A 13,859-nucleotide genomic window follows, 5' to 3' on the forward strand; every position below is an offset into this window, starting at 1 on the left:
ACTTTAAATCAAATTTCTGATGATGAACATCATAATTTTTGGCCCACCGGGAGCAGGAAAAGGAACACAAAGTGAGAAACTCATCGAAAAGTATGGCATGGTTCATATTTCGACCGGAGACCTGTTTCGCTGGCACACCAAAAACGATACTGAATTAGGTAAAAAGGTTAAAGAAATAATGAATAGCGGGCAATTGGTACCTGATGAAATCACCATAGCCATGCTTAAAGAAGAAGTCGATAAACATCCGGAAGCCGCCGGCTTTTTATTCGATGGTTTTCCAAGAACGGTTCCTCAGGCAGAAGCCCTGGATGCCTTTATGGATGAACAGGGGTCAAAAATAAATAAAGTCATAGCACTCGACGTCAGTGAAGAAGAGGTTCGCAAAAGAATAGCCAAAAGGAGAACCCTTGAAAATCGCAGCGATGACGGTGAAGATAAACTTCAAAGAAGGATCAACGAATACTTCAATAAAACCATACATGTTCTCCCCTATTACGATAAAAAAGGCAGACTGCACTCTGTAAATGGTGTTGGGGATATTGATGAGATTTTTGGCAATATTGTTTCGCTGTTAGACAAGGAATAAGCATTGTCTTCTCCCAACTTTATAGATTATGTAAAAATCTGTGGCCGTTCAGGTCAGGGGGGAGCCGGTTCAACTCACTTCAGAAAAGAAAAGTTTGTCCCTAAAGGAGGGCCTGATGGAGGCGATGGCGGCCGTGGTGGACATATTATTCTGAGAGGGAATACCCAAATGTGGACTCTACTCCATTTGAAATACCGCAAACATGTCATTGCAGGTAATGGCGGCCATGGCGAAGGAGGAAACAGAACAGGAAAGCAAGGTGAAGATATTATTCTCGAAGTACCGCTTGGAACGGTTGCAAAACATGCCGAATCAGAAAAAGTATTATTTGAAATAACTGAAGAGGGCCAAGAGCAAATACTTGTAGAAGGCGGAATGGGCGGTCTTGGAAATACCAATTTCAAAAGTTCTACCAATCAGGCGCCGCTTTATTCACAACCGGGGCAATCCGGACAGGAAGAATGGTTTGTTCTTGAACTAAAACTATTGGCCGATGTAGGATTGGTCGGATTTCCCAATGCCGGAAAATCAACACTCTTATCGGTAATTTCTGCCGCCAAGCCAAAAATTGCCAATTATGCCTTTACGACCATTACACCAAATGTAGGGGTCGTTGAATACCGTGATTATAAGTCTTTTGTAGTGGCGGATATACCTGGGATTATTGAAGGTGCCGCAGAAGGAAAAGGTCTGGGAACACGGTTTTTAAGACATATCGAAAGAAATTCTGTTCTTCTGTTTATGATTCCTGCAGATAGCATGGATGTCAATGAAGATTATAAGGTTCTATTAGATGAGCTCAAACAATACAATCCGGATCTTCTGGACAAAAAGAGACTTTTGGCTATTACAAAATCCGATTTATTGGATCAGGAATTAATGGAAGAATTAGAGGCCGAAATAAAAGCGGATATTCCGGTTATTTTTATATCATCCGTAACACAATTCAATATTCAAAAATTAAAAGATGAATTGTGGAATATTATCAATTGACTGTCAAAGTGGCACAGATTAGGGATTGGCAAAAATATTGCACCCTCAAGATCATTAGATTTTTTAACAAATATGGCGAAGAATAAAAAAAAGAAAGAGTTAGAACACGAAGAGGTCATTCAAAAGGAAAAACACGAGCTATTTGAAGACAATACCAATGAGGAGGATTTTGCCGTTCACGAGGAGGAAATCGAAAAAGAAGACATCCCAAAGGAAGAAAAGCTTCAGAAAGAACTCGATGAGTATAAAGACAAATATTTGAGGCTTTACTCGGAATTTGAAAATTTCCGAAGACGCACCAATAAAGAAAAATACGAAGTGATCAGCAATGCAAATGAAAGGTTACTCGTTGATATTCTTCCGATAGTCGATGATTTTGAACGGGCGGAACAATCTTTTAAGGAAGCCAAAGATCTTAAAGCCATAAAAGAAGGAGTCGATCTTATATATAATAAATTTTTAAAAACGCTTGAGAGCAAGGGTGTCAAAAAAATGAAATCCAAAGGAGAGGTTTTGGATACAGAAAAGCACGAGGCCATTACTCAGATACCTGTCGAAGAAAAAAAGAAAAAAGGCAAGATCGTCGATGTGATAGAGGAAGGATATACGCTCAATGATAAAGTGATACGATACGCCAAAGTGGTAATTGGCCAATAAAGAACAAGCAATGGCAAAAAGAGATTTTTACGAGATATTAGGTGTAGACCGGAAAGCCACAAAGGATGAAATTAAAAAGGCTTATAGAAAAATAGCCATTAAATATCACCCTGATAAAAACCCCGGAAATGAAGAAGCAGAGGCAAAATTTAAAGAAGCTGCCGAGGCTTATGAAATATTGAGCAACGACGAAAAGAGATCTCGTTACGATCAATTCGGACATGCCGGAATGGGCGCCGGAGGCGGTGGATTCAGCGGCGGAGGCATGAGCATGGAGGACATCTTTTCTCAATTCGGAGATATTTTCGGAGGTGGTGGAAGCCCATTTGACAGCTTTTTTGGAGGTGGAAGATCCGGTGGCGGAAGACGCAGAAAAGGAAGTAATCTCAGAATTAAATTAAAACTAAATCTCAAGGAGATTGCTCATGGGGTTGAAAAGAAACTGAAAGTCAAGCGAATGCTTGTAGCCGATGGCGTTTCTTTTAAAAACTGTCCGAGTTGTAATGGAAGCGGCCAGGTAAAAAAAGTGGTAAATACCATGTTGGGGCAAATGGTTTCAGCGAGCACCTGTCCTAGCTGTCAGGGTTCGGGAAAGATAATTGACAAACGACCCAATGGAGTAGACGCTTCGGGTTTAAAAAGTGCCGAAGAGGTGGTTTCAATTAAAATACCGGCCGGTGTAGTGGATGGTATGCAACTTTCCATGAGCGGTAAAGGCAATGAACCTCCCGGTGGAGGTATTCCCGGTGATCTTTTGATCTTAATTGAAGAAGAAGAAGATAAAAACTTAAAACGAGATGGTACAAATGTCATTTACGATTTATACTTGAATTTCCCTGATGCCGCATTGGGAACCTCCGTTGAAGTACCTACAATTGACGGAAAAGTAAAAGTGAATGTACAGGCGGGAACCCAATCGGGTAAAATACTGCGATTGAGAGGAAAGGGGATTCCGGATATAAACGGATATGGCCAGGGCGATCAATTGATCCATGTGAATGTATGGACACCAAAGGACCTCAGTCCGGAAGAAAAAGAGATGTTGAATACTTTAAAGCATTCTCCCAATTTCCAACCTGCCCCCGGCAGGGATGAAAAAGGCTTCTTCCATAAGATGAAGGACTTTTTCCAATAATTATTTTAATGAGGCGCTATAGGCGCCTTTTTTATTGAGGTTGACAGACACATGATCCTGAATGGTTGTGGCCAGGCTGAGACCTGTAAAGTCTACCTGCACCGGAAAGCTTTTATGATCTCTGTTGATCAAAACTGCAACCTGAACACTGGAGGGTTTATAACTTAAAAATGGCTGTATGGTATGCATGATGGTTCTGCCGGAGTTTAAGACATCATCCACTATGACTAAAGCATTCTTTTCTATGTTTTTTTTGTATTTCTCCAACCCGGGTTTATACGCCGAAGGATTCTTTTTATCAATTGCAGCCGGAATCAAAGTATAATTTATAGGAAATATTTTTTCCAATTCCTTGTGAAGCGCTTTGGCAAAAGCCAGGCCCTGCCCTTCTATTCCCACAATTGTGATTTGTATGGCATTGTAATTATCCTCATAGATTTCATAAGCCATTCGCTTGATTTTCTGATTGATCTGATCATTGTTGAGAATAAATTTTTCAGACATAGGGACAGGTTTCTGCTAATTTAGAAATCTATTTTTTAACCAAAACGATTTCCTTATTGAATTCATCTACAATAGTTTGAAAATATTCTTTAATCGTGGAATATTCATTTGGTTCATATATACTTTTTTTGAAAGCATATAATCCATTAACAATCAACTGTGACCCTTCTTGCTTATAATCCAAATTAATCTTGACCAAATTATTATCAATACTTACTGCTTGGGGTAATTCATAGGGTTTATAATTATCCGGAATTATAATTGTAGATTCCAATTGATCTTCCCTTGTCAAGGCAAAATCAATCGGATAATCTCTGGTCTTTAGTTTTAATGGGTTTTCCAAATAAGGAAAATCCAAAAAGGGCTTTATAATCAAATCATCTTCAATACTTTCAATTTCAGAATTACCTTGTGCTGCGACGACATATGGCATTTCCAATTTGTCGAAATTTATACTCTTTATTTTATCCGATTCAAAGCCATTCTTCTTTAAAAAATCTTTCAATTCATCCGTATCATCTTTGTAATTATCTCTTTTGTAAAAAGCAGCATACTCCAAAGCCTGTATTGTGACATTTCCAGAACATTTAAGACTATCAGGGTTGATAGTTAAATTTAAAACAATCTTATTCTGACTGTTCGCATTTATTTCCAGATCAACCCAGTCATCGGAATTTGCAGAAACCACCAATCCTCTTGAATTCATACAATTGACAGGAATTCGATTGTAACTTATGAGTTTTTCACTGGCATCAGCCAGATACTTAAACTCCTCTTCCATGACAAATACGATAACATGATTAAAAAAACTCATGTATGGATAATTGAATTTTATTTTCCCATGTCCTCTGGTACTTAAAATTACCGGACGAGATTTTAGGCCTGCCTCGCGCAATAAGGAGACGGTAAATAGATTGATATCGGCAGAAGAACCCTTTCTAATTTTATAAAAGTTCTTAGCCTTCTGGGTTGAAGAATAGGAATAATTTCCATTCCAGGTATAGTTCATTTTTACATATTCAATTATCTGACGGGCTTTTTCTTTTTTATCAGAGCTGAGCTCACCAATATCTTTTGCAAGTATTTTTTTTGCTATTGATCGCGCATCCTTAAGGTATGAGCCATATCTTTCACTTTGAATTAAATCATTGCACAACTTTGGCCAGGTACTCATTACTTCCTTTTTCGTAGTTTTAGAAGCCTGATACTTTGAAAGTTGAAAATCCATTTTCATGAGATAATCGTCTTTAGTTGTAATAAATGATTCCTCTTTAAAAGCGGGGATATTTGACATTCCATATACATTTATCACATCATAAAAATCTACACCGTAATACTTGCTGCTTCTTTTTGTATCGGCCTGATAACTGGTGTGATAGTCAAATTTATCCAAACCCTGGGCGATAAAATTGTATTCATAAAAAGGAATCATGTCAATTCGATACTGACTGTATAATGTCGGAATATCTGTTTGAAACTCCCAGTCGTACAAATTAAACTTATAAGGAGATTCAAGTGTGTAAGTATATTCAACGATACTTCCAACTTTTACATCCGGACATGCCGCTTTATAGCGACTGAAATTATCATTGATTTTCTCTTTGTAAATTGATTCCTGATTGAGTTCTGTTTTTTGAATTGAACCTTTTTCATCCCTATTGTAAACATGGGCTGTTAGATATCGAAATTTCTCGCCTTCCCCCTTAGCCTCATATACTCCAATACTTAAGTTAGCTCTTTCAATACCGGATTGCTTCAGAATTTTTATTCTCTTCTTTCTGGTAAATTCAATATTGTAACCATATACCGTGAAACTTCCTTTCTCTTCTGTTATGTCGATAAACTTTGAATGGGCAACATCATAAAGGACAATCGCTTCTGCATCAGAGTCATCTTCAAATACTTCAAGATCCCAATCTTCTTTGTTGATTTGACCCCAAACACGTGAATGTTGGGCACTAATGTTAGCAGTTATAAATAAAAAAAGAAATGATAGAAACAGGAGTCGCATGGTATTAATTATTGGTTAATATAATTTTAAAATCCTTGTCGAAATCTTTGGAACTTTCAATCCATGAATAAAAATCAGAGTATTTTATTTTTGGGTATTTCCCTCTGTTTATCTGAAGTAATTTGATATGTACTATTTCACTCCCCGATTGCTTGGTATTACACTTATACCTGCCGAATTCGGATTTGATAAACTTGTCTTCCGGTAACTTAATATCCGTGTAATTCAAACTTGAAATATCATAAATGAATGTGTCAATTTTGAAAATTGGATATTCTATTTCCAGATGATGTTCTCGTTCTTCAGGACTTTCCATTTTTGGGAACCCAATACTTTCAGGGTAAATGACCGTTTTATTGGCAAAATTCTTAAAGGCATCCTTCTGATTTATCTCTGCTTCTATTTTTATTGACCTGGCATCTCTATTGTATTTGTTAATTGAAAATTTTTCAATCTCCGCTTTATCAAATTTTAAGACTCTCAATATTCGTTTTTTATTATCCTCTTCTGAAATATTTGAATGGGCATAATTATAATAACCAAAAACTGCCCCTCTGACATTATAAGTCAGGTCTACTTTGGCTTCTTTATTATTTCGAAGTTTAAATTGTAAAGTGGAACTGCAAAGTACATCGGAGGTATCCATAGAAGGGGTCCTAACCAAATGACTATTTCCGGAGTCAATTAATAAGGCCCAACGTCCTTGAGTAAATGGACCTAAATAATTAAAAGGGTTGATTTGGCTTGTGTTTTCCAGCCAAATTGTATCTCCATTTACCGGTACACAAAGAATAACATGATTAAAAAATTGCCCGGGCATACTGGTATCCAATTCTTCATGAGGGTCACCGGCAATAATATCAACAGTATATGATTTGATACCTGCTTCTTTTAAAAGCGCTTGCATATATATACTAAGTGCTTTGCAATCACCGTATTTATTTTCACAAACATATTTGGCCGGATATGGCTTCATGCCCCCTGTTCCAAGCGGAATATTAATATAGCGGGTATTGTCCTGAAGGTAATGATACAGCACCCGAATTTTATCAATGGTATTGTCGATAGTATCTGTTAAAAGTTTGACCTGATAACTGTCAGAAAATGTAAGCTCATCAAGGTTTTTATTCAAATCATATATCCAATCTCCAAATTCCTTCCAGGTTCGTTGAGAGCCGCTGACATCATAAACAAACTCTTCCGGAATTATGCTTATATGCGCTGCATAATCATAAAAATCCGGTGCATATTTTTCGTCTTTGTATGAAAGGGGTTCGATTGATTTCCAGGTGTAAAAAATCTGACCGGAGCCATTCTCTATTAATGTATCAAAATTGCCCTGGACTTTAATATTAACTTTATAGTCGAATGGCAGACTTAACTTTAACTGATAATTTTGATGTACAATTTCATCGTCAATGTAGGGATACCAATTTGAAACAGTGTAATATTCCTTCGTTTGCCTCTCGTATACGTATTTGATCTGATAGGGGAAACTGTTATAGTGAAGATCGAATTTTATCATTTCCGAGTCTTCATAAAATGAGCCGGAATTATAATCAGAGCTTTTTTTATAATCTGATTTTTTTAATTCTTTCATAACATTTCCCTGCATGTCCAGAATTTGAGCTGATTTGATTTTAAGTTTATCATCAGATTTATAGCTAAAAGCCAATTGTGAATAATCAAGGCCGGATTCATTGTTGATTTGAATTTGAATTTCGTTTAAAACCGTTTTTCCTGAATTTGAAATCTCGATGCTTGTATTGTAGAAAATAACCTCTGCCGGTGGTTCTGCCTGAGTCATGAGGTTAATAAATAGTGAATTAAACAGAAAAAGTAAAAGCTTCAATACCTGGTTAAAATAGATTAGAAAATTTTCACTGTAATATGATAAATACTTATTTAAATTAAAAAAATGGATCTGCTAAAAAAACAAGGATTAATTGTATCGCATTGAATTTCAAAAAATAAAATTATCAGTAATCACGGGATTTTTTTCAGGAATGGATCAGGAATGATGATTGAGAAAATTGTGTGAAAATGAAAATGGAATTAAAACAGTTATGAGTGTCAGCTGCTGTCTAGATTCGAGTAATGGGTTAAGAAGGTATAGTATTATTTCTCTTTCAAAATTCATAAAAAATTGCGAAACTCGAATCTCATATCTCGAATCTCGCACCTGACCGTCCAGGAACCAGATTTTGCTAAAATCAAAGGGGATCAGAAAAAAAATATTAAGGTATGATTAAGTAAAAAAACCGTTCTTGCTTAACGCAAAAACGGTTCGGGACAAGTACTCCGTAGGGGAATCGAACCCCTGTTACCAGGATGAAAACCTGGCGTCCTAACCCCTAGACGAACGGAGCGTTTGTTTTTGGGACTGCAAATATAAATTTAGACTTCGTTTAGACAAAAAAAATCGTCAATTTTATTTTTTGAATTGTAATCCTTGTCAATTTTTTTCTGCAATTGTATTATGATATCGAACATTGTACATTTGCGGCTTAGAAATAAACACCAAATACCATGAGCAAAATTAGAGTGGCCATCAACGGATTTGGCCGAATAGGAAGACTGACATTTAAGAATTTACTTGAAAGTGGAAAAACGGAAATTGTCGCTATCAATGACCTTACCGATCACGCAACTTTGGCGCATCTTTTAAAATACGATTCAGTGCACGGCAGATTTAACGGGACAGTTAAAACATGGGCCGAAGGCATTGAAGTCAATGGAAAACAAATTAAGATTCTTTCTGAAAAGGATCCTGCTCAATTGCCATGGAAAGAATATAATATTGATGTGGTTCTTGAATCTACCGGTCGCTTTGTGGATGAAGCAGGAGCCGGAAGCCATATTAAGGCTGGCGCCAAAAAAGTAGTTATTTCTGCCCCGGCAAAAGGGAACATACCAACGGTTGTTTTAGGTGTAAATGATTCTACTTTGACAGGTTCTGAAACCATTATGTCGAATGCTTCATGTACAACCAACTGTCTTGCACCAATGGCCAAGGCTATCGATGATGCTTTTGGAATGGAGCAGGGATTTATCAGTACCATCCACGCCTATACAGCGGATCAGAGAATTCAGGATGCTCCGCACAAAGATTTAAGACGTGCAAGAGCTGCTGCACTTTCAATTATCCCAACCTCAACCGGTGCCGCAAAAGCCGTAGGTTTAGTTCTGCCTCATCTCAAAGGAAAACTCGACGGGATTGCTTTGCGTGTTCCAACGCCTGATGGTTCATTAACCGACCTTACCTGTATGGTGAGCAAGGAAACAACTGCAGAAGAAGTTAATGCCGTATTAAAGTCTGCAGCCAATGGAGCCATGAAAGGAATCATCGAATACACTGAAGATCCAATAGTCTCGGTAGATATTATCGGCAATCCTCATTCCTGTATTTTTGATTCTCAATTAACTGCAGTACAAGGTAAAATGGTCAAAGTGGTCGGCTGGTACGATAACGAAGCGGGATATTCCGCAAGAACTGCTGACTTGATTGAGAAAGTAGGATAAACAGTAACCAGTCAACAATACGGAGTAAGGAATGAGTCCTTAAATCTTATTGAATTTCAATAGAAGCGGGTAGTTTATACTATCCGCTTTTTTTTACACCAGACCCTCCTGGCCTTCTGAAATCTCAAGGTTATGATAAACCTTTTGGACATCGTCGTCATCTTCCATGGCATCGATTAATTTGATGACCGAACTCACTTCCTCATCGCTCAATTCCACAGTTGTGCTTGGAATACGTTGAAGCTCTCCATTTTCAATTTCAACATTTAATCCGTCCAGACTTTTCTGCATTTGTCCAAAATCTTCCATGGCACAAGTGACTATGGCCATGTTTTCATTAAAATCAACATCTTCAGCACCGGCGTCGATTAATTCCAGGGTCAATTCATCTTCATCAAAATTTTCAGGAAGATTTAAAGTGAATACACCTTTTCTTTCAAATAGATAATCTACCGAACCATTGGTTCCGAGATTTCCGCCATACTTATTAAATATGGATCGCACATTTTGTACAGTTCTGTTATTGTTATCCGTTGTGCATTCCACCATTACGGCTACCCCGTTTGGCGCATATCCTTCATAGGTAGTTTCAATATAATCCTCAGAATCCACTCCTGAGGCTTTTTTAATTGCCCTTTCAATATTGTCTTTGGGCATGTTTGCGGCCTTGGCATTTTGAACGGCCAAACGCAATCTTGGATTGGCATCCGGATCATCACCACCTGTTCTGGTGGCCACGTGTATTTCTTTTATAAGTTTTGTAAATATTTTCCCTCTTTTGGCGTCCTTAGCACCTTTGGCTCGTTTTATCGTTGCCCATTTACTATGTCCTGACATAAAATATTTGGATTAAGTCACAAATTTATGATTAATTCAGAATTAGAATTAAATACTTCTATGTTGAATATCAAGAGTTATTCAATGTTTTTAAATTAAAAAGCCTCCCCTATTGTGAAATAAAAATTGTTGGTGTTTTTACCAAAACCGTAGTCAAATCGCACTGATATTTTCTCTTTTTTATTAAATCTATAGCGAAGGCCTCCGCCGTATGAAAAACGCGGATCTTCATTGATATCTCTTATGCTTTCAGATACAGCTCCTATACCGGCAAAGGCAGCCATGCCAAAACCCTTATAGAAAATCCACCTAAACTCGGATTGAATCGCGATATAGCGATTGGATTGGTAGGCCCCTTCATAATAACCGCGCATGATTCTCTTTCCACCCAGCTGCGCCAATCTTAAAAAAGGTGCTTCCTGAAATACATTTCTCGTATAGGCCTGTGTGGCAATGACCATATCTTCCTTTAATCTAAAATATTTTCTGGCGTCAATTTCCAGATCGTAAAATTCAAAATCACCTCCAAAAGCCGGATCGTAGTAAATTGAATTGAATTGAAAATAATAGCCTTTCTCAGGAAAAAAGATATTCTCTCTGCGGTCAATTAAAAAAGAAGCGCCAACACCGAATATCACTCCACCATTTTTGCCGAGCACCTCCGAATTTTGAAGCAAACCATTTTCTTCGATCTTTGGGACCTGGTAATCTTCATAGTTGAATCTTGGCCCTAGAAATATTCCTTTCCCTAATCTTCTTAACACATCCAATTCGAGATTGACCGTAGTGTAAGTATAGCTTTCAAGGGAGTCAAGATTGATATTATTCCCAATCCCGTAATAATCATAGGGAAACTCTCTCAGGTTGACTTTTCCGTCGAGTACGTATTTATTTTTAACAAGTGAAATCATAAACGGTACATCAAACACGAACTGACCTCTTGTTGTCATCACCAGGGCAGCGCGAATGCTGGAAGGCCTTTGAACTGAATCGCGACTCAAACGAAATGAATAAAAACTTACCAAGCCACCCCCAAACTCGGTTTCGGGTGTATAAAAAATAACAGGGGTTACAATAAAACCCTTGCTGAACAATGTCTTTATGAAATTTTTGGGATGGGGTATTGAATCTGCATCATTGATTACATCAGGAAGCGATTGCGCTTTGCTTTGAGTTATAAATATCAAACTGATGGCAAATGCTATAAAACAGAATTTTCTCAATATAAATTGTGCAATTTCATTCAAAATTAAATGAATAAGCCATTTTATACTGATTTGATCAATTAATTGAATTAAAAATTTTGCTTTGGCCAATCTTTCAAAGTTATTTTATGTTTAAATAGAACAATTGGAACTTACTTCGAACAAATATCAGATTACTTCCAAAAGATATCTGGAGATCAGAAATTTTACCAAAGACTTGTGCAAGCCATTAAGAACTGAGGATTATGTTGCTCAGCCGGTGGTTGATGTTTCCCCGCCAAAATGGCATTTGGCACATAGCACCTGGTTTTTTGAAAAATTTATACTTTCAGAATATTCAGCGGATTATAAAATATTTCACAAGGATTTTAATTTTCTATTTAACAGCTATTACAATACGGCCGGAGATAGAATGATTCGACCTTCCCGTGGCACCATGACCCGACCAAGTGTTGAAGAAATCCTTAATTATCGTAGCCATGTGGATAATCACATGGTAAAACTGATTGATGCGGGAATCGAGAATGAAGAGCTGGTTCATTTTATTGAAGTCGGACTCAATCATGAACAGCAGCATCAGGAGCTTCTTGTTTGTGATATAAAATATATATTAAATCAGGCCCCACTTTACCCGGCTTACAAGGAGGCTTATCAAAAATCCAATTTAAAATCAAGACCCATCTCCTATTACAGATTTGATGAGGGAGTATATGAAATTGGTTTTAATGGAGATGAATTTGCCTTCGATAATGAAAGAAACAAACACAAGGTATTTCTTCAAGCCTTTAGTATTGCTGACCGTCTTGTCAATAATGCCGAGTTCATGGAATTTATTCTTGAAGGTGCTTATAAAAATCCTGAATTATGGCTTTCTGATGGCTGGGATTGGATTCAAAACAATAATATAACAGCACCGCTATATTGGTTTCAGGAAGGTGGTGAGTGGTTGTATTTTACATTGTATGGCAAACAGGAAATCGATTGGTACGCACCCATGACTCATGTTAGCTTTTATGAAGCGGATGCATTTGCCCGCTGGAAAGGACAAAGATTGCCAAATGAAGCCGAATGGGAAATAGCCTGCATGGATTACGGGGATATAGATAAGGGAAATTTTGTTGAAAGCAATGAATTCAAGCCGATGGCCGATGGGAATAATCAGTTTTACGGAGATTGCTGGGAATGGTGTAACAGTGCATATTTGGCCTATCCGGGTTATAAACAAGCCAAAGGGGCGCTTGGAGAATACAATGGTAAATTTATGATCAATCAAATGGTTTTAAGAGGCGGTTCCTGCGCAACTTCTAAAAGCCACATTCGTCCAACTTACAGAAATTTCTTTCAACCCAATTTGCAATGGCAATTCTCAGGAATCCGACTTGCAAAAGATATTTAAACGCTTATCGCTAATTCTAAGGAAAAATCAACCCAATTTGCTCAGGAAGTTCATTCCGGCTTATCTGATCATCCAAAAAGACTGCCCTCCAAATATTTTTACAATGAAAAGGGAGATAAATTATTTCAGGCTATAATGGCGAGTCCGGAATATTATCTGACCAGATCCGAATTCGAGATTTTTAATTCCCAAAGTGAAAAAATTGCCGGTATTTTCTCAGATCAGAATAAAACCTTTGAGCTCATTGAACTCGGTGCCGGGGATGGGACGAAAACAAAGGTGCTTCTTCAAAACTTTGTAAAGAAAGATCTTGATTTTACTTATATGCCAATAGATATTTCAAAACATGTTATTGCATATTTAGAAAAACACGTAAAGAAAGATATTCCAAACATTCGAATTAAAGGAATAGTGGGTGATTATTTTGAGAAACTGCATGACTTGCAGATAAATGATAAAAATCGAAAAGTTGTCTTATTTCTAGGATCTAATATTGGCAATTTTAGAAAGGGTAAGGATGTTGAATTTTTACGACTAATAGCCAAAAACCTCAATAAAGGAGATCTTCTGATGATAGGATTTGATTTGGTCAAAGATCCAAATATCATTCGAAGAGCCTATAACGATTCCCAGGGTGCCACCAGAGAATTTAATTTGAATTTATTAGATAGAATAAACGAAGAACTGGATGCAAATTTTCAAAGAGAAAATTTCTTGCATTACCCGACCTATGATCCCGTTGAAAAACAGGCCAGAAGCTATATTGTGAGTAAAAAAGATCAGGAGGTGTTTATAGGAGCAACCGACAGAACCTATTCTTTTAAAGCCTGGGAATTCATACACACAGAAATATCTCAAAAATATAGTAAGGAAGACATTGAACATTTGGCCAATGCTTCGGGATTCAAACACAAAGAGTTTTTATTCGATTGCAAGCATTATTACACGGATGCTATTTGGGAGAAATAGGAAATGGAGGATGGAAGACGGAAGTCTTCATAAATTTCCTA

At 37.3% G+C, this 13,859-nt stretch carries 12 protein-coding genes and 1 tRNA gene; 7 read left to right on the plus strand and 6 right to left on the minus strand.

Annotation, left to right across the window (positions count from 1 at the left end; genetic code table 11):
* Positions 1 to 19 precede the first annotated feature (19 nt).
* The 4 genes from HZR84_04570 (at position 20) to dnaJ (ending at position 3,374) form a co-directional block, all read left to right on the plus strand.
* On the plus strand, positions 20 to 589 hold the full coding sequence (locus HZR84_04570) for an adenylate kinase (protein ID QNL21239.1): 570 nt from the start codon (positions 20 to 22) through the stop codon (positions 587 to 589).
* Positions 590 to 592: 3 nt separating this feature from the next.
* Complete coding sequence (obgE, locus tag HZR84_04575; GenBank protein QNL21240.1) at positions 593 to 1,582, plus strand: GTPase ObgE; 990 nt, start codon at positions 593 to 595, stop codon at positions 1,580 to 1,582.
* A 72-nt stretch (positions 1,583 to 1,654) separates the two neighbouring features.
* The gene (locus HZR84_04580) at positions 1,655 to 2,239 is read left to right on the plus strand and encodes a nucleotide exchange factor GrpE (protein QNL21241.1); all 585 of its coding nucleotides are present in this window, start codon (positions 1,655 to 1,657) and stop codon (positions 2,237 to 2,239) included.
* Positions 2,240 to 2,249: 10 nt separating this feature from the next.
* Positions 2,250 to 3,374, plus strand: a complete 1,125-nt coding sequence (gene dnaJ / locus HZR84_04585) for a molecular chaperone DnaJ (GenBank protein QNL21242.1) — start codon at positions 2,250 to 2,252, stop codon at positions 3,372 to 3,374.
* On the opposite strand, the gene HZR84_04590 is transcribed toward dnaJ, so the two are convergent.
* From HZR84_04590 to HZR84_04605, 4 genes are all read right to left on the minus strand, one after another.
* Entirely contained in the window at positions 3,375 to 3,878 is a 504-nt protein-coding gene (locus tag HZR84_04590) for a phosphoribosyltransferase (GenBank protein ID QNL21243.1), read from the minus strand.
* Between the two features lie 28 nt (positions 3,879 to 3,906).
* Positions 3,907 to 5,889, minus strand: coding sequence for a DUF3857 domain-containing protein (locus HZR84_04595; GenBank protein ID QNL21244.1), 1,983 nt, complete (start codon positions 5,887 to 5,889; stop codon positions 3,907 to 3,909).
* A 4-nt stretch (positions 5,890 to 5,893) separates the two neighbouring features.
* The gene (locus tag HZR84_04600; protein ID QNL21245.1) at positions 5,894 to 7,696 is read right to left on the minus strand and encodes a hypothetical protein; all 1,803 of its coding nucleotides are present in this window, start codon (positions 7,694 to 7,696) and stop codon (positions 5,894 to 5,896) included.
* Positions 7,697 to 8,186: 490 nt separating this feature from the next.
* Positions 8,187 to 8,258 (minus strand) — tRNA-Glu (locus tag HZR84_04605).
* Between the two features lie 160 nt (positions 8,259 to 8,418).
* Between HZR84_04605 and gap the strand changes: the two genes are divergently transcribed.
* Positions 8,419 to 9,411, plus strand: a complete 993-nt coding sequence (gene gap / locus HZR84_04610) for a type I glyceraldehyde-3-phosphate dehydrogenase (GenBank protein ID QNL21246.1) — start codon at positions 8,419 to 8,421, stop codon at positions 9,409 to 9,411.
* A 93-nt stretch (positions 9,412 to 9,504) separates the two neighbouring features.
* On the opposite strand, the gene HZR84_04615 is transcribed toward gap, so the two are convergent.
* Positions 9,505 to 10,248: a YebC/PmpR family DNA-binding transcriptional regulator gene (locus tag HZR84_04615; protein QNL21247.1), complete on the minus strand. Its 744-nt coding sequence runs from the start codon at positions 10,246 to 10,248 to the stop codon at positions 9,505 to 9,507.
* Between the two features lie 95 nt (positions 10,249 to 10,343).
* Positions 10,344 to 11,495, minus strand: coding sequence for a BamA/TamA family outer membrane protein (locus tag HZR84_04620; GenBank protein ID QNL21248.1), 1,152 nt, complete (start codon positions 11,493 to 11,495; stop codon positions 10,344 to 10,346).
* Between the two features lie 103 nt (positions 11,496 to 11,598).
* Between HZR84_04620 and HZR84_04625 the strand changes: the two genes are divergently transcribed.
* Positions 11,599 to 12,849 carry an ergothioneine biosynthesis protein EgtB gene (locus tag HZR84_04625; protein QNL21249.1) on the plus strand — a complete coding sequence of 417 codons (1,251 nt, stop codon included), beginning with the start codon at positions 11,599 to 11,601 and terminating at the stop codon, positions 12,847 to 12,849.
* 6 nt (positions 12,850 to 12,855) lie between these two features.
* Complete coding sequence (gene egtD, locus HZR84_04630; GenBank protein ID QNL23190.1) at positions 12,856 to 13,818, plus strand: L-histidine N(alpha)-methyltransferase; 963 nt, start codon at positions 12,856 to 12,858, stop codon at positions 13,816 to 13,818.
* The last annotated feature ends 41 nt before the right edge of the window (positions 13,819 to 13,859 follow it).

The organism is Hyphobacterium sp. CCMP332 (assembly GCA_014323545.1).
Lineage (GTDB): Bacteria > Bacteroidota > Bacteroidia > Cytophagales > CCMP332 > CCMP332.

Coding starts and splice junctions, on each gene's coding strand:
- HZR84_04570 (QNL21239.1), top strand. CDS start 20: ATGATGAACATCATAATTTTTGGCCCACCGGGAGCAGGAAAAGGAACA.
- HZR84_04580 (QNL21241.1), top strand. CDS start 1,655: ATGGCGAAGAATAAAAAAAAGAAAGAGTTAGAACACGAAGAGGTCATT.
- dnaJ (QNL21242.1), top strand. CDS start 2,250: ATGGCAAAAAGAGATTTTTACGAGATATTAGGTGTAGACCGGAAAGCC.
- HZR84_04590 (QNL21243.1), bottom strand. CDS start 3,878: ATGTCTGAAAAATTTATTCTCAACAATGATCAGATCAATCAGAAAATC.
- HZR84_04595 (QNL21244.1), bottom strand. CDS start 5,889: ATGCGACTCCTGTTTCTATCATTTCTTTTTTTATTTATAACTGCTAAC.
- HZR84_04600 (QNL21245.1), bottom strand. CDS start 7,696: ATGACTCAGGCAGAACCACCGGCAGAGGTTATTTTCTACAATACAAGC.
- gap (QNL21246.1), top strand. CDS start 8,419: ATGAGCAAAATTAGAGTGGCCATCAACGGATTTGGCCGAATAGGAAGA.
- HZR84_04615 (QNL21247.1), bottom strand. CDS start 10,248: ATGTCAGGACATAGTAAATGGGCAACGATAAAACGAGCCAAAGGTGCT.